The 20,464-nt window shown below is 42.5% G+C and carries 21 protein-coding genes; 14 read left to right on the top strand and 7 right to left on the bottom strand.

Features of this window, described 5'->3' with window-relative positions; translation table 11 throughout:
- Positions 1 to 88 precede the first annotated feature (88 nt).
- Positions 89 to 274: a hypothetical protein gene (locus M1K46_RS17715; RefSeq protein ID WP_053355702.1), complete on the bottom strand. Its 186-nt coding sequence runs from the start codon at positions 272 to 274 to the stop codon at positions 89 to 91.
- A 116-nt stretch (positions 275 to 390) separates the two neighbouring features.
- Between M1K46_RS17715 and M1K46_RS17710 the strand changes: the two genes are divergently transcribed.
- Entirely contained in the window at positions 391 to 555 is a 165-nt protein-coding gene (locus M1K46_RS17710) for a hypothetical protein (protein WP_156316262.1), read from the top strand.
- A gap of 169 nt (positions 556 to 724) precedes the next feature.
- Positions 725 to 1,504, top strand: coding sequence for a TIGR00266 family protein (locus M1K46_RS17705; protein WP_053355701.1), 780 nt, complete (start codon positions 725 to 727; stop codon positions 1,502 to 1,504).
- A 66-nt stretch (positions 1,505 to 1,570) separates the two neighbouring features.
- Here M1K46_RS17705 and M1K46_RS17700 read toward each other — a convergent pair whose 3' ends face one another.
- Positions 1,571 to 1,798: a hypothetical protein gene (locus tag M1K46_RS17700; protein ID WP_256227058.1), complete on the bottom strand. Its 228-nt coding sequence runs from the start codon at positions 1,796 to 1,798 to the stop codon at positions 1,571 to 1,573.
- Positions 1,799 to 1,979: 181 nt separating this feature from the next.
- Here M1K46_RS17700 and M1K46_RS17695 point away from each other — a divergent pair, with 181 nt between their 5' ends.
- Positions 1,980 to 3,878, top strand: a complete 1,899-nt coding sequence (locus M1K46_RS17695) for an ABC-F family ATP-binding cassette domain-containing protein (RefSeq protein ID WP_256227170.1) — start codon at positions 1,980 to 1,982, stop codon at positions 3,876 to 3,878.
- A gap of 22 nt (positions 3,879 to 3,900) precedes the next feature.
- Here the strand turns inward: M1K46_RS17695 and M1K46_RS17690 are convergent, their stop codons facing one another.
- Positions 3,901 to 4,209, bottom strand: a complete 309-nt coding sequence (locus tag M1K46_RS17690; protein ID WP_062238605.1) for an Mpo1-like protein — start codon at positions 4,207 to 4,209, stop codon at positions 3,901 to 3,903.
- Between the two features lie 161 nt (positions 4,210 to 4,370).
- Here M1K46_RS17690 and M1K46_RS17685 point away from each other — a divergent pair, with 161 nt between their 5' ends.
- The 5 genes from M1K46_RS17685 to rsgA all read left to right on the top strand — a co-directional run bounded on the left by M1K46_RS17685 (position 4,371) and on the right by rsgA (position 12,872).
- Complete coding sequence (locus tag M1K46_RS17685; RefSeq protein WP_256227057.1) at positions 4,371 to 5,237, top strand: hypothetical protein; 867 nt, start codon at positions 4,371 to 4,373, stop codon at positions 5,235 to 5,237.
- A 42-nt stretch (positions 5,238 to 5,279) separates the two neighbouring features.
- On the top strand, positions 5,280 to 6,185 hold the full coding sequence (locus M1K46_RS17680) for a hypothetical protein (protein WP_256227055.1): 906 nt from the start codon (positions 5,280 to 5,282) through the stop codon (positions 6,183 to 6,185).
- A gap of 235 nt (positions 6,186 to 6,420) precedes the next feature.
- The gene (locus M1K46_RS17675; RefSeq protein ID WP_256227054.1) at positions 6,421 to 8,820 is read left to right on the top strand and encodes an immune inhibitor A domain-containing protein; all 2,400 of its coding nucleotides are present in this window, start codon (positions 6,421 to 6,423) and stop codon (positions 8,818 to 8,820) included.
- Positions 8,821 to 9,071: 251 nt separating this feature from the next.
- Positions 9,072 to 11,429 carry an immune inhibitor A domain-containing protein gene (locus M1K46_RS17670; protein ID WP_256227169.1) on the top strand — a complete coding sequence of 786 codons (2,358 nt, stop codon included), beginning with the start codon at positions 9,072 to 9,074 and terminating at the stop codon, positions 11,427 to 11,429.
- Between the two features lie 381 nt (positions 11,430 to 11,810).
- The gene (gene rsgA / locus M1K46_RS17665; RefSeq protein ID WP_256227053.1) at positions 11,811 to 12,872 is read left to right on the top strand and encodes a ribosome small subunit-dependent GTPase A; all 1,062 of its coding nucleotides are present in this window, start codon (positions 11,811 to 11,813) and stop codon (positions 12,870 to 12,872) included.
- 84 nt (positions 12,873 to 12,956) lie between these two features.
- Here rsgA and M1K46_RS17660 read toward each other — a convergent pair whose 3' ends face one another.
- Positions 12,957 to 13,415, bottom strand: a complete 459-nt coding sequence (locus tag M1K46_RS17660) for a DUF3050 domain-containing protein (RefSeq protein WP_062238595.1) — start codon at positions 13,413 to 13,415, stop codon at positions 12,957 to 12,959.
- A gap of 91 nt (positions 13,416 to 13,506) precedes the next feature.
- On the opposite strand from M1K46_RS17660, the gene M1K46_RS17655 reads away from it, so the two are divergent.
- A complete protein-coding gene (locus tag M1K46_RS17655) occupies positions 13,507 to 13,908 on the top strand; it encodes a secondary thiamine-phosphate synthase enzyme YjbQ (protein ID WP_256227051.1) in 402 nt (133 codons plus the stop codon).
- Between the two features lie 62 nt (positions 13,909 to 13,970).
- Here the strand turns inward: M1K46_RS17655 and M1K46_RS17650 are convergent, their stop codons facing one another.
- Positions 13,971 to 15,914, bottom strand: a complete 1,944-nt coding sequence (locus M1K46_RS17650; protein ID WP_256227041.1) for a phospholipase D-like domain-containing protein — start codon at positions 15,912 to 15,914, stop codon at positions 13,971 to 13,973.
- A gap of 184 nt (positions 15,915 to 16,098) precedes the next feature.
- Complete coding sequence (locus tag M1K46_RS17645; protein WP_256227040.1) at positions 16,099 to 16,821, bottom strand: NAD-dependent deacylase; 723 nt, start codon at positions 16,819 to 16,821, stop codon at positions 16,099 to 16,101.
- 112 nt (positions 16,822 to 16,933) lie between these two features.
- On the opposite strand from M1K46_RS17645, the gene M1K46_RS17640 reads away from it, so the two are divergent.
- Together M1K46_RS17640 and M1K46_RS17635 are read left to right on the top strand one after the other, a co-directional pair.
- Complete coding sequence (locus M1K46_RS17640) at positions 16,934 to 17,404, top strand: low molecular weight protein-tyrosine-phosphatase (protein WP_053355690.1); 471 nt, start codon at positions 16,934 to 16,936, stop codon at positions 17,402 to 17,404.
- A 13-nt stretch (positions 17,405 to 17,417) separates the two neighbouring features.
- Positions 17,418 to 17,849, top strand: coding sequence for a GNAT family N-acetyltransferase (locus tag M1K46_RS17635; RefSeq protein ID WP_091007925.1), 432 nt, complete (start codon positions 17,418 to 17,420; stop codon positions 17,847 to 17,849).
- A 40-nt stretch (positions 17,850 to 17,889) separates the two neighbouring features.
- Here M1K46_RS17635 and M1K46_RS17630 read toward each other — a convergent pair whose 3' ends face one another.
- On the bottom strand, positions 17,890 to 18,144 hold the full coding sequence (locus M1K46_RS17630; RefSeq protein WP_053355688.1) for a GlsB/YeaQ/YmgE family stress response membrane protein: 255 nt from the start codon (positions 18,142 to 18,144) through the stop codon (positions 17,890 to 17,892).
- Between the two features lie 165 nt (positions 18,145 to 18,309).
- Here M1K46_RS17630 and M1K46_RS17625 point away from each other — a divergent pair, with 165 nt between their 5' ends.
- The 3 genes from M1K46_RS17625 to M1K46_RS17615 all read left to right on the top strand — a co-directional run bounded on the left by M1K46_RS17625 (position 18,310) and on the right by M1K46_RS17615 (position 20,394).
- Entirely contained in the window at positions 18,310 to 18,813 is a 504-nt protein-coding gene (locus M1K46_RS17625) for a hypothetical protein (protein ID WP_256227039.1), read from the top strand.
- A gap of 53 nt (positions 18,814 to 18,866) precedes the next feature.
- Positions 18,867 to 19,742, top strand: coding sequence for a YihY/virulence factor BrkB family protein (locus M1K46_RS17620; protein ID WP_091007931.1), 876 nt, complete (start codon positions 18,867 to 18,869; stop codon positions 19,740 to 19,742).
- Positions 19,743 to 19,911: 169 nt separating this feature from the next.
- Positions 19,912 to 20,394, top strand: a complete 483-nt coding sequence (locus tag M1K46_RS17615) for a VanZ family protein (RefSeq protein WP_256227038.1) — start codon at positions 19,912 to 19,914, stop codon at positions 20,392 to 20,394.
- The last annotated feature ends 70 nt before the right edge of the window (positions 20,395 to 20,464 follow it).

Below are 20,464 nucleotides of genomic sequence, written 5' to 3'. Positions count from 1 at the left end.
TCACCGCACGCCCCGCGGAAAGCGAGCAGCCTGGAACGGAAATCACAGCTTACAGACTTCTTGGACAGCCCCTTTTCAGATTGTTTTTTTACTTGTTTTCTTCATCCTGTCTTATTGGGGGTTCTTCTGCATCACCGATTTCAGTTGAATAACTTATCTGTTTTAAGTCGTATTCATGAGCGACAGAACCGCCAGCCATGCCTTCGTTAATCATCCGGTCGATATCAAGGTAGAGTTCTTTTCGGCCTTCATAATCTGTTTCTTTTTCTGACATAACGACATGATCCCTCCTTTTTCAATAGTCTGCCCCAATTTGCGGAAAACGAGCTTAGAAAAAAACGATAAAGGGTATAGAAGACTATTAATTGTAACTTTGAGGAGGAGCATCACATGGATTACAGCCAGGTTGTCGAGAGGTACTTTTTTCTGATTCGAAAAAGACACCTGAAAGGCGCTTTGAACATGAAAGAGTACAATAAGAAAGTGGAACTGATTAATTTATGGTTTATTCGTCATACCTTGCGTTCCGGTCTCGCAAAAAAGGGAGCGCAGTAAGACTCATTCATATAGGGATACATATGGAAGCTTCCGATTATTAATTTCGGAAGTTTTTTTATAAACAGGAAAACAGGAGGAGAATGAAGTATTCTTAAAGTGAAACTTAATAAGTCATCAGCCGTATAAGAGGCAGTAACTTTTTTACATACTTTAGGAGGAAGACAAAATGAACAATCATGAGATCGATTATAAGATTCATGGAGATGACATGCAGTTTGTTGAGGTGGAACTTGATCCGAGTGAAACCGTGGTCGCTGAGGCAGGCGCCTTGATGATGATGGAAGACGGCATCAGCATGGAAACCATTTTTGGCGATGGATCAAGCCAAGGGTCTGGGTTAATGGGCAAGCTGTTTAATGCCGGTAAACGGATGCTGACAGGTGAAAGTCTGTTTATGACCACCTTTACGAATGAAGGTTCAGGCAAAAAGCATGTTTCCTTCGCTTCACCTTACCCGGGGAAAATTATTTCGATGGATTTGAGCGAACATGGCGGTAAGATCATTTGCCAGAAGGATGCTTTTTTGGCTGCTGCTAAAGGTGTCTCAGTAGGAATTGAACTTCAGCGCAAGCTTGGTACAGGTTTTTTCGGCGGTGAAGGATTTATCATGCAGAAGCTGGAAGGCGATGGAATGGCTTTCGTTCATGCCGGCGGAACCATTCATGAAAAAACACTGGAGCCTGGAGAAGTGCTGCGTGTGGATACAGGCTGTCTTGTTGCGATGACGAAGGACGTAGACTATAGCATTGAGATGGTAAAGGGAGTAAAAACCGCATTATTCGGCGGTGAAGGGTTATTCTTTGCTACCTTAAGAGGTCCCGGGAAAGTGTGGATTCAGTCCTTGCCGTTCAGCAGACTCGCGAGCAGGGTATTCGCGGCGATTCCTCAGTCCAAAGATGAAGGAAGCCTCGCCAAAGGTCTCTTTAATATTTTTGATGGTGATTGATTTACTGAAAATGAAGAAGGGATTGTGCAAAACGCGCAATCCCTTCTTTATGCTGTACCCTATGTATTAGTCCTGAACATTATAAGGATCAATTTCCCTTTTTGATTGAAGCTGAATCAAACGTTCAAGCCTTTCATTGGTAAGGCGGTCCGCTTCGTTTTTTCGTTTCATAAAGCCCATGGCTTTAAAGATAAAAACGATCGTTAATACAACCATAAATAAAGCCACTAACACATAAAGAACACCAAACAAGCCGAAAAACATACCGACCGCATCAAATGGATCATTCCTCATCACATTTCTCCCCCCCTTTCGCCATAATCGGACAATAGATTAATTGCCGTGATCTCTTTACATTAAACCATATTTTTGAAATTGTTTCCTTTCACCCGATAAAATTCCTTTAGTTGGAGCCATCTTGTTAATCTTTGATACAATAGAGGCAGATAACTAATGATATGAGGTATGAGTGAAAATGAGTATACTATCGGTTGAAAATATATCAAAAAGCTATGGGGACAAAACCCTTTTTAATGAGATATCCTTTACGGTCAGCGAAAAACAAAGAATTGGTATCATTGGAGTTAACGGAACCGGGAAATCCACTCTCCTTAAAATTATTGCAGGAATGGAGACCGCAGATACAGGGGAAATAGTACACGCTAATGAATTTCATATTGAATACCTGCCGCAGTCTCCGGTCTTTGAAGAGGGAGTGACGGTACTTGAAGCTGTTTTTTATGGAAGTTCTCCGTTAATGCAGCTTCTCAGGGAATATGAAACGGCGATTAAAAAGCTGGAAAGCGACCCGCAAAACGAAAAATTCCAAAAGCAGCTGTTTTCTCTTCAGCAGAAGATGGATGCCATGGATGCATGGGACACGAATACAACAGCAAAAACGGTCCTCAACAGGCTTGGAATTGCCTCTTTGGAGCAACAGGTGAGCACCCTTTCAGGCGGCCAGCAAAAACGGGTAGCCATTGCACGGGCGCTCATTCAGCCTGCCGATCTGCTGATTTTGGATGAGCCGACCAACCATATTGATAATGAAACGGTAGAGTGGCTGGAGGATTTCCTGGCCAAATATCGTGGCGCTCTGCTGATGGTGACACATGACCGCTACTTTTTGAACCGGGTAACGAACCGCATGATCGAGCTCGATGAAGGAAACCTTTACAGCTATGAAGGAAACTATGAAATGTTTCTGGAGAAAAAAGCAGAGCGAGAGGAGCGGGAGACTTCCTCGGAACAGAAAAGGCAGAACCTGCTTCGCCGTGAGCTGGCTTGGCTGAGAAGAGGAGCGAAAGCACGCACAACGAAACAGAAAGCGAGAATACAACGCGCGGAAACTCTTCAGGAGCATTCGGGCCCTGCACAGAAGGGCCAGATGGAAATGGCCATAGGCTCAGCCAGGCTTGGCAAAAAAGTCATGGAGATTGAAGGAATTTCAAAATCGTTCGGAGAGAAAACTCTCTTTACTGATTTCAGCTATCTTATGATGCCTGATGACCGGCTTGGAATCATCGGTAAGAACGGTAGCGGGAAAACAACACTGTTGAACATCCTGGCCGGCAAGATTCTTCCGGATTCGGGCCAAGTTGAAACCGGTCCGACTGTTAAACTGGGGTTCTATACCCAAAACCATGAAGAAATGGATGAGAATCTGAGGGTGATTGAGTATATTCGTGAAGCTGCAGATGTCATTTATACGAAAGACGGGCAGTCCATTACCGCCTCGCAAATGCTCGAACGGTTCTTATTTTCGCCTAGCGCACAGTGGACCTACATCTCCCGATTATCTGGAGGGGAAAGACGGCGACTCTATTTGCTGCGTGTTCTGATGGGAGAGCCGAATGTCCTGTTCCTGGATGAGCCGACGAACGATCTGGACATAGAAACATTATCAGTATTAGAGGACTATCTTGAGCATTTCCCCGGTGCCGTCATTACCGTTTCCCATGACCGTTATTTCCTTGACCGTACGATGGAACATCTCTTTGCACTTGAGGGCAACGGAGAGGTGCGGCGCTTTGATGGAGATTACTCGGCTTATTTGGAGCAGAAGAGGCAGGAAGAGGAACAGGCATCTTCTGTAAGAGTCGAGACTCCGACAGAGGCTAAACCGAAAAAAGAAAAAGCACGCCGGCTCTCCTATAAAGAACAAAAGGAATGGGAGACCATCGAGAACGTCATTGCTGAATTAGAAGAGAAACACGAAGAAATCGAATCTCAGATTGCTTCAGCAGGAAGCGATTTCGGCAAGATTGATGGTTTGTTCCGTGAGCAGCAGGAAGTTGCGGATAAGCTGGAACAAGCGATGAACCGCTGGGAAGAGCTTTCAGAGATTGTAGAAGAAATCGAACGAAATAAATAAGTATGAGAAAAACCGCTCCTTTTTACAGGTGCGGTTTTTCTGTTTGATCTTTTTTAAAGGCTTTTCCTGTAAGAATATTTTTAACGTACCAGACCGGCCCGACAAGAAGATAGACAGGGTTGCTGAGAAAAGAGGGTTTTTTGCCCTCAAAGAGGTGTCCGATAAATTGAAGCACCCAGCCGAGGATAAATAAAGCGAGCGCTGTTTTCCACATCCAGAAAAAGAGCGGAAGCGAAACAACGATCATTGGTATACCGATGGTGTGTGTAAGTTTATTCATGGGATGCTGATGATCTTCTTTATACTTTTCAACGAAAGATTTTGCAGCCATCTTTCATCCCTCCTTTTCTAAGTTTCTATTCTTGTTACTGGCTTCCCATTCCTTCTAATGGAGTCATTTATAGGAATATTCGACTATTTTTTCAAGTTACCGACATAAAACGCACATATCGACAGTATCTTTTATATAGACAAAGGAAGGGGGGTGAAACGATGAAAAGAATAAGCTATTTTTTCGCAGGAGCAGCTGCCGCGGCTCTTCTCTTCCTTCCGCAGCAAGTATCAGCGGCGAAAGAAAATCAACATTCCTTACAGCAGCCTCAGCAAAAACTGGAAAAGGTGCAAAAGGTAAATCGAACGGCAGAGGAAAAAGATCAACAAACGAAGAACAGCAGAAAAACGGTTAAAAACATTCCTCATCTGAAAGAAAAGACGACTCCTGCAAAACCAATACGGAACCATAAGGAAAAGGTTAATAAGAGGGCCGTGCCTTCTCACCGTCCTGTAAAGGCGGAAAAAGCTCCTCAAAAAACCAAAATCCTTCCTCCAACTCCTGCAGCCAGCCGTCAGCCGGAACGAAATAAAGGGGATTTCAAGAAGGCTGTTCAACCGGTCAAACCCATACAGCAAAAAAAGAAAGACATGAAACCTGCTGTTACGAGACCGTCTGGCGAAGAAAAGATTGAAGTACAAAAGGAAGTCAGTCCTGTTTCTTCTATAAAAAAGGAAAGCCGTCAAGCAACAAAGGCTGCCGAACATAAAGAACCCAGGAATCATCTGGAGAAAGTGCCGAGCAGCCCTTTGAAACCGTTATCAAAGAAGATTCCTGTAAACCCATCTTCTAAGTTGATTTTACCGGGTGCTTCGCCTTCTTCCGGCCACTCTGGCAGCAACCGGGACAGCGGAGGACAATCATCCACTCTTTTTACTTTTAAAGCATACATAATGGACAGTGATCGAATAACTGGCTCTTCAGTAAAGCTGCTGGGTGCGTCAAATAGGGATTTTCTTAAAAGCCAATGGGTGAATGCTCCTCCATCTCAGCCGCCCAAAATGCTCTTTCAACTCTTTTATAAATAAATCAATCAAAAAATAAAAAAAGAATTGAAGGAGCAAACAATCATGAAAAAAATGAACGGTATGTTAATTAAATCTTTCGTATTTGCAGGAACACTTTCTATTGCAGCATTAGCTGGGGGAGAAGCAACTTCGGCAGCACCAGGCCATCACAGTGAAAAAGCAGTAAAAACACATGTGACAACTCACGTTAAAACTCATGCAGCAACACCTCAAGCACCGCAAAAAGCGAGTGAGAAAGCAAAAGAAGCAAACAAACACTCCGCAGTCCATGGTGTTAAACATGAAGAAAAAGTGAAAAAGCCAAACGTGCACAAGTCCGAAGAAAAAGAAGTAAAAGCAGAAAAAGTAAAAGTAAAAAAAGTGAAGCCTGTAAAAGAAGTAAAAGTAAAGAAAGAAAAGAAAGAAAAAACAAACCCTTCTTCTGAAAATAAAGCTCATTCTCAAGCCTATCATGCAAGTGAGAATGCGAAAAAAAATGCAGCCCCTAACTCAGCAGTACATGCTGCTGTGCCTGCAGTGAAACCGTCTGAACCAGTGAAACAAGAAGATCAAATCAAAGATCAAGAAGAAGCTGATACAGAGATTGTTGTGACTGTTCCGGAAGATCTTAAAGACGAAAAAGAAGTCAAAGATGAAGATCAAAAGGTTACAGAGCCAGTAAAAGATGAAGACGAAGATGCAGTGAAAGAGGAAGAAACAGAGAAGGAAGACGCTGTTAAAGTTGAAGACGAAGAAAAGGCGTGTACATCTGACAAGGAAAGCGAAAAAGCCGAAAAATCAGATGATACTGTAGCGCCTGCAACTAATCAGCAAGAAGATGAAGACCAAGACTATGATCAAGATCAAAACAATGAAGACGATGATAATAAGTCAGAAGATGTAAACAAGAATGTTATTCTGCCAACTGTTCGCATTTCTACTGAAGATCAAGATTCTTCAGACGAGTAATTAGCAGCCAGGGGATTATCCCCTGGTTTTTTCTTTTCAATAATACGTCATAAGAAGCTTGTGGACTTTTGCCTATGAGGCAGGAGTCCTTTCTATATGTACAAGTGTATTTTCAAACTAGTAAAAATATTCTAATAATAGTAAATTAGTAGCATTTCAAAATACTGGGGATGTGATACTTTTATATAGCAAGAAATAACAAAATATTCATTATTTTCTATCAGGAGGGGTACATTTGGGAAAGTGGAGTAAGAGATTGGGAGCATCACTGGCGATTACTGGGCTATCATTAGGTTTAGTTTCCACATCCGTGTTTACAGGGTCTTTAGACGCAAAAGCAAAAACGGCGATGCAGGAAACGGTTGCAAATCATTACGGCAATAGTCATTCCGCACTAGACCTGGCTATTGTAAACGATGATAAATTAATAGATTTGCTCATTAGAGAAGGAGTCATCTCCAAGGATGCTTCTGAAAAGGAAAAACAAAAGGCGCTTCATGCTTACCTTGAGCTAAAAGGAAAACCGGATGCTGTGAAAGAGAAGGATCCGCTTGCTCCAAAAGCAAAGGCAGCAGCTGCTGAAAAACAGCGTGAGTTCAAAGGGTTCACGAACGGCCTCCTTCATGGAAACGGCAAAAAGAAAGGGCAATATAAGAAACAGCCAGATCCCGTGGATGACCAAGGACCAGGTGAGGTTATTAAAAAAGGAAAACTATTAACACTGACCGTTGAATACGCAGATACGCCTCATAACAACATTAAACCGAACGAGACGGATAACTACTATAAAGATTATAACCTTCAGCATTACGAGGATATGATCTTCGGTGAAGACGGAGTTAAAGGGCCTAACGGTGAAAAATTTAATTCACAAAAACAATACTATGAACAGCAATCTGGCGGTTCTTACACTGTTGAAGGAAAAGCGTACGGATGGCTGAAGGTTCCAGGAACCGCGGCTTTCTATGGTGCTGATAGAGCTTCCGGCGGCCATGACAACGTCACACCTGGCGGCTCCAAGCAGCTTGTAGTAGATGTGTATAAGGCAGCTCTAGATGCTGGGATACCTCTTGGTGACTACGATCTTGAGGATCCGCATGATTTAGATGGAGACGGTAAGTATTGGGAGAAGGATGGCCTCGTTGACCACCTGCAAATCATCCATGCCGGAATGGGACAGGAAGCTGGTGGCGGTTCACTAGGTAACAATGCAATTTGGTCACACCGTTCTGCTAAATTTTTTGATCCGGATGGACTTGGCAATGGTCTTCCTGGATTCTACGATTACACAATGATGCCTGAAGATGGGGCCACTGGTGTTTTCGCACATGAATACGGCCATGACCTTGGTCTTCCGGATGAATATGACACGATTTACTCCGGAACAGGCGAAGCAGTTGGATACTGGTCCATCATGTCAGGCGGATCTTGGGCAGGTAAAGTACCAGGGGCAGAACCAACTGGATTCTCTCCTTGGGCGAAATCTTATTTTCAAACTACACTTGGCGGAAACTGGACAACTCCTACTATTGTTGACTGGAAAGATGTATCGACTAAAGGAGCACAATTCCTTTTAGACCAGGCCAATACACCGAATGGCCTAAACCATCAAGCCATTCAAGTGAATCTGCCGAAGAAAAAGACCGCAATCAACACCCCTAAAACCGGCACTTACCAGTACTGGGGCGGACAAGCAGATGAAATGGACAACTCTATGGTTACTAACGTAGATCTAACAGGCAAACAGTCTGCTACTCTTACTTTTGATGCATGGTATGACATGGAAGAACAATGGGACTTTGCTTTTGTGCAAGTGTCTACTGACAATGGTGCTACATGGAAGTCTCTAGGAAACAGTCATACTCGTTCTGACGTGGTTCCTGAAGGCTACCCGACCATCCTTAATTCTATGCCTGGATTTACAGGGAACTCAAACGGATGGCAGGCTCAATCGTTTGATCTGTCTGCTTACAAAGGGCAAAAGATCCAGCTGCGCCTTCGTTCTGCAACAGATTGGGGGACAAGCCAGGCAGGTTTCTTCGCAGATAACATTAAAATCGTGGCAGACGGCACAACTTTAGTAGATGATGGAGCTGAAAAGGATCCTTCTGCATTTACGTTAAAAGGCTTTGAGAAGTCAGACGGCAATAAATACAGCGATCATTACTACTTGCTCGAATGGAGAAATCAACAAGGTGTTGATGAAGGGCTTGCCCACATTAAACGCGGAAGTTCTCTAATGAGCTATGATGGCGGTTTAGTCGTATGGTATGTGGATCCGACGTATACTGACAACTGGACAGGCGTTCACCCTGGAGACGGATTCCTAGGGGTAGTAGATTCTCATATCAACGATTTGAAATGGAACACTGGAGCAGAAGCAAGCACTCGCTTCCATATTGCAGATGCAGCCTTTGGATTGGATAAAACATCCGGTCTGAATATTGATTATCCAGGTGTTCAAACTTTGACTGAGTCAAGTCAATCAGCAGTATCACTGTTTGACGACAGCAAATCATTTGCGAATCCATTCATGCCGGACGCAGGCCGCAACACAGGAAACTACGGTCTGAAGGTTCGTGTGAACGGAGAAGCTTCTGATGATTCAGTAGGAGCAATTGTAATCTATAAGTAATTCATAATTAATCTATAAAGCTCTTCTATTTTTAAATAGAAGAGCTTTATAGTTCTTTAGTCCTATTAAGCTATGAGAAAAATTTGCCATTTTAGTAATATAGTACATCCTCTTTACCTAAGTAATATGGTAGATTTAGAAAGAAAGAATACAGAAAATTCATGCTGTTCAAAACAGGAGGGGTTACATTGGGAAATTGGTCTAAGAAATTAGGCTCATCGCTCTTGATCACAGGGCTTTCATTGAGTCTAATGTCACCTGCAGCATTTGCTAGCAATTCACAGCCGGAAAAAGGAAAATCGACGCAGTTTGCACCAATCGATATGAACGTGGTGGATCAGGACAGGCTTGCCAAAGCTTTGAAAGACCGAGGGATTATCTCAAAGAATGCTTCAAAAGTTGATACTGCCAAAGCCGTTCAAAAGTACATAGCACGAAAAAATGAAAAAGTGGGCGGAGTTCAAGTAAATGCTTCCTCAGCATCAAGCAAGAAAAATTTTGACCTTAAAGCAAAAGATTTCCTTTATAAACAGAAACAGAAGCTATCAAAAAAATTAAATAAAAGCCAATCCAAAATGCAAAAAGGTCTTCCGAATGGGTTCGTAAAAGTAGACCCTGCAAAAGGAAAAAAATATGATGGCCCTGTCCGCAAAGATAAGGTGCTTGTCCTTTTGGCCGAGTATTCTGATTTTAAACATAATAACATCGACCAGGAACCTGGCTATATGTATTCCAAGGATTTCAACCAGCAGCATTACCAAGATATGCTGTTCGGGGACAAGCCTTTTGAGTTGTTTGATGGCTCAAAGGTAGAAACCTTTAAGCAATATTACGAAGAGCAATCCGGAGGAAGCTATACAGTTGAAGGAACAGTTTCACCGTGGTTGACTGTCCCTGGTAAAGCAGCTGATTATGGAGATGATTCTCCAAAAGGCGGTAACGATAACCAGGCACCACTAGGGCCTCGTGATTTTATTAAGGATTCTTTAAATGCAGCAGCGGCAAGCGGAATTAACCTTGCTGACTATGATAATTTGGATATTTATGATCTTGATGGCGATGGAAATATTAATGAGCCAGACGGATTAGTTGACCACTTGATGGTTATCCATGCAGGCAGTGGACAGGAAGCAGGCGGCGGAAAGCTTGGAGACAATGCGATCTGGTCCCACCGCTGGACGATTGGAAATGCACCTTACAAAGTTCCAGGAACAACTGCAACTGTACCTTATTGGGGCGGACAAATGGCTGCTTTCGACTACACGGTTGAACCTGAAGATGGGGCAGTTGGTGTATTTGCCCACGAATTCGGACATGATCTAGGTCTGCCGGATGAGTATGACACTCAATATACAGGTGACGGTGAACCGGTTGCTTCCTGGTCCATCATGAGCGGCGGAAGCTGGAACGGTAATATTGCAGGAACAACGCCAACAAGCTTTTCACCGCAAAACAAAAATTTCTTCCAGAACACAATTGGCGGGAATTGGGCGAACGTACAGGAAGTAGATTACAGCAAAATCAATAAAATTGGTCTTCTCACAAAAGTTGACCAGTCTGTAACCAAATCGAACAACCCGGGTATTGTTAAAGTAAATCTGCCGGATAAAAAGGTTCAAGGCATTAAGCCAGCTTTCGGTGAGAAATACTTTTACAGTACAAAAGGTGATGACCTGCATACTACGATGACCACACCGGAGATTGATTTGACTAATGCATCAAATGCAAAAATCGACTTTAAAACACTTTATGAAATTGAAGCAGATTATGACTACCTATATGTTAAAGTAGTGAAAGCTGACGGAACTAACGAAACGATTGATACATTTGGTGATGAGGTTGTAGATGAAGACAAAGGCGCAGATACAACTAAGGACCAATGGATAGACAAATCTTATGACCTTTCTGCTTATAAAGGCCAAAAAGTAAAAGTTCAATTTGAGTATGTTACAGATGGTGGTCTTGCGATGAACGGCTTTGCAATGGATAACTTATCTGTAACTGTGGATGGAAATGTTGTACTATCCGATGATGCTGAAGGAACTCCAAAATTAACATTCTCTGGTGGTGCTAAGACTTCTGATGGAATCGACTTTAAGAAAAACAACTACTACATCGAATGGAGAAACTACGCTGGTGCAGATAAGGCCCTTCAATTTGCGCGCGGAGTAAAATACAACACTGGTATGCTCGTATGGTATGCGGATGACAGCTTCTCTGATAACTGGACTGGACCGCATCCAGGTGAAGGCTTCCTTGGAGTAGTAGACTCTCATCCGAAAGCAATTGTCGGTACGTTGAATGGCAAGCCTTCAGTTGAGGATTCTACACGTTACCAAGTAGCAGATGCTGCATTCTCTTTTGATAAAGCTCCGGCTTGGTACATCAACTCTCCATCCAGAGGAATCTTTGACTACAAAGGTTCTAATGGAGTAACATCATTCGATGATTCAAGACAATACATCGATATGACCGATTATAATGGCAGCGCAGAAGACGGTGTCATCGATGATGCAGGACGCAAGCTTCCTAACCTTGGGTTGCAGTTCCATGTAATCGGTGAAGCGAAGGACAACTCTGCTGGTGCGGTTTGGATCCGTCACAGATAATTACGTTAGTTTTAATAAACCTGAATGGCATCATCCATTCAGGTTTATTTTTTGAATTTTTGAATAACCTATTTACAAATCCTGCATACTTATACTATAGTTAGATTATTAAAGAGTCTTTAAGGAGGTATGTTATATGAGCATTGTTATTGAATACGCCATTACTGTTGTTAATTTCATATCACAGCCCTCCGGTAATATGGACATTTAATTTCTTTGAAGTATTTCAATGGTTAAGTGATTTTACCCGTGGGCTGTGAACAGCTCGCGGGTTTTTAATTGTAGAGGAATTCTGTCATTATGCAGATCTCCAAAAGACCGGTGCGCCGGTCTTTTTTATTTTAAACAAAATTAATCATTTAATCATTGGAGGAAAACAAATTGAATTTAAAACAATTAGGCTGGGACCTATTTTTTGAAGAAGGGTTCACATCATTTGATAAAGAAAGCTTTACGGTCGGCAGGGTAGCTCTTGAGCATAAGGGAATGTACCGATTGTTCACAGAGCACGGGGAACTTCTCGCTGAAGTGACAGGAAAGCTCAGACATATGGCATCAGAAAGGCAGGATTACCCGGCTGTAGGGGATTGGGTCGTTATTACGGCGAGGCCGGAGGAGAAAAAGGCTTCAATACATGCCATTCTTCCACGCAAAAGCAAATTTTCAAGAAAAGCGGCAGGACATACGACAGAAGAGCAGATAGTAGCCGCAAATGTGGACACAGTTCTACTCGTGAATGCATTAAATACGGATTTTAATCTAAGAAGGATAGAAAGATACTTGCTGATGGCCTGGGAAAGCGGAGCAAATCCGGTGATTGTGCTCAGTAAAGCTGACCTGTGTGATGATATTGAGGAAAAAATCAGGGAAGTGGAAGAGGTTGCAATGGGTGTTCCGATTCATGCGATCAGCGCGGAGAATGAAGATGGCCTAGAGCAGCTTGCCACCTATCTTGGAGAGGGTAAGACGGTTGCCTTGCTGGGTTCTTCCGGGGTAGGTAAATCCACGATGACGAATGCTCTCTATGGAGAAAAGAAGCAGGATGTTAAAACCATCAGGGAAGACGATGACAAAGGGCGGCATACGACGACGCATCGCGAACTCATCGTTTTAAAAAGCGGAGGAATTGTCATTGATACTCCTGGAATGCGTGAGCTGCAGTTGTGGGAAGCAGAAGAAGGAGTAGGGCACAGCTTTTCAGATATTGAAGGGCTTGCTGAACAATGCAGGTTCCGGGATTGCAGCCATACGAACGAGCCAGGATGTGCGGTTCAAAAGGCCATTAAGAATGAGACATTGGATGAAGGCCGCTATAGCAGTTATGTTAAGCTGCAAAAAGAGCTGGCTTTCCTTGCAAGAAAAGAAGACCAGCGTGCCGCACTGGCTGAAAAAGCAAAGTGGAAAAAGATTGCCGGAGACCGTACACGTGTAAATCGCAAATAAGAGGAAAGAGCTGCCCACACGGCAGCTCTTTCTTATGCTTTGCATTCTTCTATTTCTTGAAGGACGCCATCCCTAGTTTTATTCTCATTTCCAATGATTCCATGGCAGCCGTTTTGGCTTGCTGAAGTTTATCAGGATTCTCGCATCCGATCCAAGGGCCAAAAGGGGATCCTCACCTTCTTTTACCCGTGTAAGATAAGTCACTATAGGATTGGTATCGGCTTTCACTTCTTTCATAGCTTTCAAGTAAAGTTCGAAGTGGCTGATAAAACCGCCTTCGCCATCTTCATCTGTTTCTTCACCTAATACAATTTCATTAATGAATCGGGCGTATTCCGGGTGTGGCTGTGGCATCCAGGGAACGGAAACGCTGGTCAGCTCGATCTGCAGTTTCTTTAAAAGGCTCATGAAATCCCAAACGGCAAACACATGATGCTTCATTAGAATTTTTACCCTTTCTGCATTCGTTAGTTTTTTGTACAATGGGTGATTGATGAGTTCTTTGCGTATAGTGGTTAGTTCTTTAAAAGCGGCATGTTCCAAAATAAGCATCCTTTCTTTATTCTGGTGTTTGATGCTGAACCAGAATGGTAATGTTTATAAGATAACGGAAAACATAGCGAGGTGATCAGTTTTGCTGCAAAAATTCACAATAAAGACACACCATCGGGACGAAATGATCGATGTAACGGATACGGTCCGTGCTTATGTCCAAGAGCAAGGGGTACAGGAAGGGCTGTTGTATGTCTATTGTTCCCATACTACTGCGGGGATAACAATCAATGAGAATGCTGATCCTGATGTGAAGTCGGACATGCTGATGAGGCTGGATGAGGTTTATCCTTGGGAGCATCCAAAGTACCGGCATGCGGAAGGCAACACAGCGTCACATTTAAAAGCGAGTACAGTAGGATCTTCACAGATGGTTTTTATTCATAACGGTGACCTGGTGCTTGGCACATGGCAGGGGATCTATTTCTGTGAGTTTGACGGCCCGCGTTCCCGCAATTATTTTATAAAGGTTATCGCCGATTAAAGAAAAAAGAAATCCTCTTTTTGCTAAAAGAGGATTTCTTTATTTTATCTAACAGAAAACAATTATTGAACGCTTCCTCCAGCCATCTGATAGCGGGCTAGAAACTCCTGTTTAAATTGATTAGCAATAGCTGCATCATGAACGAATAAAGAATTTTCATCGTTTACATCGTTCCCGTTTGTACTCCAATTCGTTGATCCAGTAATCACTGTAGGGTCACTGGATGTATCAGCATCCACAATCATGTATTTATGATGCAGCTTACGAACTTCTTTATCCATGTATACAGGTGCAGGGTTCTTCCAGCGGGTATTTGGATTATTTGTACTCGTTTGGCTTGCTGTTCGGCCGGTCATGTCCACTGATGCAGACCACCACATGTTCCAATAGGAATCTTCAAACACACCTTTTAAGTCAAAGCCGGTTAATGCACCTTGTAAATCTTGATCCGACCCCTCCCATTTTACTTTTAAAGCATCTACTAGCTCTTGGTCTGACCAGGCGAAAATAGAAAAATACGTATTTTCATTAGCAGACGTTTTTATGAAATCAATCATCTGTGGAACAGCATTGTCCCCGGGAGAAAAATAAACATCCACCATTTTGCCGCCTACCGTTACATGATGAGGAGTATTATCCGACTTTCTTGGTCCAAAGTTGGCGTTTACTGGATCAGAAGAAAAAGTAGTACCTCCCCACATTTCTTCAAATTCTGTTTTATATACAGCTGCCAGTTCCGGAGAATTAAATTCGATGGAATGATTGGAGTTTCCATCAAGAATTCCGCTTTCTCTGTTTGCATCCGTTCCATACAGGCCGGATGTGGTGAAATTCCAGCTTCCTGTAAATGTCCATGTACCATCAATGACCAAGAACTTGTTGTGCATCTGATTATCAGGTGCATAATACGCGTTGGAAGATTTGGATTCACCATCTACCAGTAAATAGCCTGTTTGGCTGGATGAACCAACTGTAACGATCTTTTGTGTAAAGTCAGTATATCCGTCCGCTGGAAGTCCATATTGCTGCCTTTTCGCTGGATCTTCAACGGCAAACATGACCGAGTCAGAAAAAATAGATGCATCATCTGAAGTATGAAGAACACCATCTTTTCCGCGAAGAAGCTTTTCAAGATCGGCTCTCATCAGTTCATAGCGTTCATCGTGCTCTGGATCACTCGGTCCTTTTGCATCTGCTATGATTCGGACCCGAACACCCGAAGCAGCCCTATTGATTAAGGCATCTACGACTTTTGGCAAATTGATTTCATAGGTAGCCATATCAATGGTGGCTGTGGCGGAGTTAATTCGGTTGATCAGTCTGTTTTCCAGGTTGATATTATAATTCGCTTGGTTGTTTGGTGAGGAATATTCCGGCAGTGCTGATTTGTTGAAGTAAACGTTCATAGCTCCAGTGCCGTTTTGTACACTGTTTAGGTGTTCTGTTTGGCTGCCTTGTGAAACAGCGGCGGACAGGGGTGTTCCATAACCAGCATCATAAGCGACAGTAGAAGTAACCCAATTTGAGGTGTCATTTCCGGATGCAGCTGCATCTTTTCTTTCCATTGTGGCCTTTGTTGCTGCATCACCTGCATACCAGGATCCTATCGAATCCTGAATAGTATTCTGTGGATCGATTAATTCAAGTGTTTCTCCAGTATTTGATAAAGCTCCCGTATAAATCATATTGGCCTTAATTCCTGGAACAGTAGTATCATCCGAACGTTCGAGCAAATAGTAGCCGTTTGGTTCTATTTTTCCTGTCAGCAGGATGGAAGGCGTGCCGTCTGCTGATTTAAGGACCCATCCTGATAAATCGACAGGAACTTGTGAAGGGTTATACAATTCAATCCATTCATCATTTGCATCAGCTGTTGTTCCCATCCAAGCCACTTCATTAATAACAGGATGAGTGGTGACAGCCTCTGCTTTTTGCCCCTGATAAAAAGTGCCTAAAAAACTGGTTGTACATAAAGAAATGATTAATCCAAGTTTACTCCAGTTCATTCCCATTCCCCTTTTTCTGTTTGCTGAATTGCAAAGTAAATATAGCACAAGGAAAGAAGGGGAAAGCCGGGAATTTTGAATTGTAAATAAAGATAGTGCTTTGAAAGGATATAACAGAAATGTTAAAAGTTTTATTTGAAATATTTTTTAAGAAACGTAGGCGATTGGTAGCAGTGGAAAAAATTTACGGAACCAGGAGGTTTTCTACTTCTAATAATGAGTCTTTTGCACTGGAGTAAATGGATAGATCAAAAAGATGATCAAGTGCTGTTGGCTCTTTATTTATTAATACCGTCTTGCCTTTCGTCACAGCAGGAAGCTGGTTCACGGGATAAACTTGAAGGCTGGTTCCGATGACTACCACCAAATCAGATTGTTCGATGGCTGTTATCGCTTGCTGCCAAATATGTTCTGGCAGCATCTCCCCAAAGAGAACGATTGACGGACGAAGTTTTCCTCCACAGGAACACGCTGTTCCATCTTTAAATGCTTCAATTGAATGTTCTTGGCTGCACGTGTGACAGTAAATTTTTCTTAAAGACCCGTGGAGTTCATAAACATTCTGGCTACCTGAACGGAGATGAAAACCATCAACGTTCTGGGTAGCAATCGCATGAATTAGGCCTTGTTCCTGTAACCGCGATAATACTTCGTAACCTTGATGGGGAATACGAGTCTCAACGTCCTGCAGTCTAAGCGAATAGAATTCGTGAAACAAATGATAGTGATCCTCCAAAGCATCAACAGATGACACATAAGCGGGATCGTAATTTTTCCATAAGCCGTTCTGGGATCTGAAATCCGGTATCCCGCTCTCGGTTGACATTCCAGCCCCAGTTAACAGAACGGTATACGATGAACCTTTGATCCATTCAGCAAGCTGTTCAAGTGCTTGTCGATTTGCCATCCGCTCATCTCCTTTTTACTGCAATTATAATATACAAATGAGTTCTCCTTATGTTTTTACACAATTAACGGTATACTTTAATGTAACAGCAATAGACAGATGGGGGATTACTATGGTTAAAGTTTTATTTGTATGTCTTGGAAATATATGCCGTTCACCTATGGCTGAAGCGATATTCAAGGATATGGTCCAAAAAAAAGGCTTGGATGACAAGATTTCAGTGGACTCTGCCGGAACGGGAAACTGGCATGTCGGTGAACCGCCGCATGAAGGAACACGGGATTTATTAACGAAGAAAAATATTTCTTTTGAAGGATTGAAAGCAAGGCAGGTTGTGGCTGGAGATCTTACGGAATATGACTTTGTTATCGGGATGGATGCTAAAAATATTGGTGATCTTCAGCAGCTGGCAGGCCATGTACCTGCGAACCATGTGGCAAGACTGATGGATTATGTTCCTGAAAGTAAGGCAGAAGATGTGCCGGATCCTTATTTTACAGGAAACTTTGATGAGGTTTATGAACTGGTCACAGAGGGATGCCATCATTTGCTTGAAGATATAGCGGTCCGCGAGAACTTGTAGAGGAGATGGCTGAATGGGGATCATACGTCAACTTTCAACGGAAAAAGAAATAAAAGAAGCTTTTCCTGTTATGAAACAGCTTCGTCCGCATTTAACCGAGGCGTTATATCTTGCTTTAAATGAAGAAATGCAGACTAACGGGTATACGCTGCTTGGCTGTTATGATGATGAAACACTTGTGGCTGTAGCGGGTTTTGCCATAATGACAAACCTTTATTACGGTAAACATGTGTGGGTGTATGATTTGGTGACTGACGGAAACCTTCGCTCAAGAGGGTTCGGGGAAGAACTTCTTTCGTTTATCGAATCATTTGCTCTTCATAACAGCTGCAACTGCGTGGCTCTGTCATCAGGAATTGCCAGAAAAGATGCCCATCGCTTCTATGAAGGCAAGATGGGATATGACTGTGTCAGCCATGTTTTTAAAAAGGATTTTGGAAACTAAAAAAACGGTACGCCATTTGGCGTACCGCTTTTTTTGATGGTTATGCGTTTCGTCTCATACCACGAAGGATGGCACTGACGATTAATACTACAACTATTGCTCCAATAATGGCTGGTACGATAGCAAATCCAGCCACATCAGGACCCCAATCTCCAAGGACTAATCCTCCAAGCCACGCACCGACAAAACCAGCAATGATGTTTCCGATGATTCCACCCGGAACGTCACGTCCTGTAATTACTCCTGCTAACCAACCAATAATACCACCTATAATAAGTGCCCAAAGAAAACTCATCTCGTGTGTTCCTCCTTTAAAATTTTGTTTTGTTATTGTGCTGTACCGTTAAGATACCCATCACTTTAAAAAAATAAACAAAAACAAAAAAATGTTTTTTTGTTCCAACCATAGGGAATGTAAAACATACTAAATGGTACTTTAATATAAAGGAGAGATGTTTTTATGGCGTACAAAACATTTGATACTTATGAAAGAAATGACAGCAAACTTGTGAAGGGACTCCTCATTGGAGCAGCAGTGGGAGCAGCAATTGCTATGCTTGACCGCTCTACCCGGCAAACCGTAAAACGTAAAACGTTAGATGTAAAAGATCAGACAGTTACTATTGCAAAAAATGTAAAGGATAATCCTCAATCGCTCGCTGGCGGAGTAAAAGAAACTTTCCAATCCGCGTCTTCAGCCGTAAGCGATGTGATGGATGATATCAAACAGCTCATGTCGACAATGGAAGAAGTGAAAAATACATCAATGGAAGCCATGCAGCAAGTAAGAGGGGCAAGCAGTGAGCTTGTAAAAATAGGAAGTAAGTTGAAAGATGCAGGACAGGACGTTAAAGAGCATGGTAAAGATGTTGTGGGCGAAGAAAAGGATTCAATTACAGCTCCATCTTATTCCGACCTTCAAAACAAACCGCATGTGGTTACACCAAATGAGGGCAGCTATTAAGTTGCCCTTCTTTTTTCAGTATACGGATCGTTTAAAGCAGCGAGGTGAAACAGATGAAATTGTTCCATGAACTTAAGAATATATCTCCAAAGTCATTTGCCATTGAATTTATGCACAGTTTTAAAAAGAGTGATGTTCCTGATCTGGCTGCGCAGCTGGCATATTATTTTTTGCTGTCGCTTTTTCCGTTTCTCATCTTTTTAATAACCCTTGGCGGTATCTTTATTTCTCCGGAAGACGCTGTAAAAGTTCTTAATAATGTCGTACCTGGACAATCGATGGAGTTGATTAGAGAGAACCTGAAGGCTGTGCTTGAATCTAAAAAAGGCGGGCTGCTTTCTTTCGGGATTATCGCTTCCCTCTGGTCAGCCTCTAATGGAGTCAATGCAGTGATTAAAGCATTAAATGAAGCCTATGGTGTAGAAGAATGCCGTTCGTTTATCACAGCAAGGATTTTGGCTATCTTTCTTACCATTGGATTAATTATCTCTATCGTTGTTTCTTTGGTTCTTCCTGTCTTCGGAAAAATGCTTGGGGAATTTATCTTCTCTTATCTGGGACTCGATCAGTTCTTCCTGAGCATGTGGAGCTTGTTGAGATGGGTTATCAGTTTTGTGGTTATTGCTATTGTTTTTTCTGTATTGTACTTTATGGGGCCTTGCAAACGGCTGAAATATCGTGAAGTCTGGTGCGGTGCCATTTTTTCTACCGTTGCCTGGCTGCTTGTCTCACTTTGCTTTGCTTTTTATGTTGACAGCTTCGGCAATTATTCAGCCACCTATGGGAGCCTGGGAGCCATTATCGTACTCATGCTATGGTTTTATTTAACGGGGATGGTCGTCATCCTTGGCGGTGTCATCAATGCTACGTTTCATAAGTTCAAGATTGACCAGGCATATGAGAAGGGTTTATTGACAAAAACCAAATAAGATTTCCGATGAAAAGCCGCCTCATTGGCGGCTTTTTTTGGACAAATTAACATCTTCATGCATGATTACATACGGATATCATATGGTATAATGGACGGGGCTTTTTGAGCTGACTCAAATGAAATGTCATGCAATTGGCCGGGATTAAGCACGTGAATGGAGAATGATGATGAAGAAGAACAAAAAGCTCAACAAGAAAAAAGCCCGGCTAAGATGGAGAAATATCGGTTGGCTTATGTTCCTAGGGTATTTGGCTATTCTGATTTATGCAACATTGTTTACATACAACCACTATGTGTATGGAAAATCAATGAACCTTGTGCTCTTTGACAGTATTCGATTAATGTGGAAGAGCCGTGACTACTGGCTGATTTTTAAAAATATAATTGGCAATGTCATTCTTTTCTTTCCGCTGGGCTTTCTGCCACCGTTGATTAACCGTTCGTTATCTAAATGGTGGCTCATGTTTGTGATTGGATTTGGGACGAGCTCTGTAATTGAAGTCATCCAATATAATTACGCTCACCGGATCTTTGATATAGACGACATCCTATTGAATGGATTCGGAACGATGGTCGGCCTTGTGGTGTTTAAACTGTGTGCACTTATCTACCGCATTGTTGAAAATAATATTCTAAGAAGAAAAAGGTAGACGTGGGGCGATCCCCGGAAGCCCTTTTAGTATAAAAAACCCCTGTTGGCCAATTCCAACAGGGGTTTTG

This window comes from Fictibacillus sp. WQ 8-8, assembly GCF_024494405.1.
Lineage (GTDB): Bacteria > Bacillota > Bacilli > Bacillales > Fictibacillaceae > Fictibacillus_C > Fictibacillus_C marinisediminis.
Note: the sequence above shows the minus strand (reverse complement) of the source record. Positions and strands in the feature narration are given on the sequence as shown.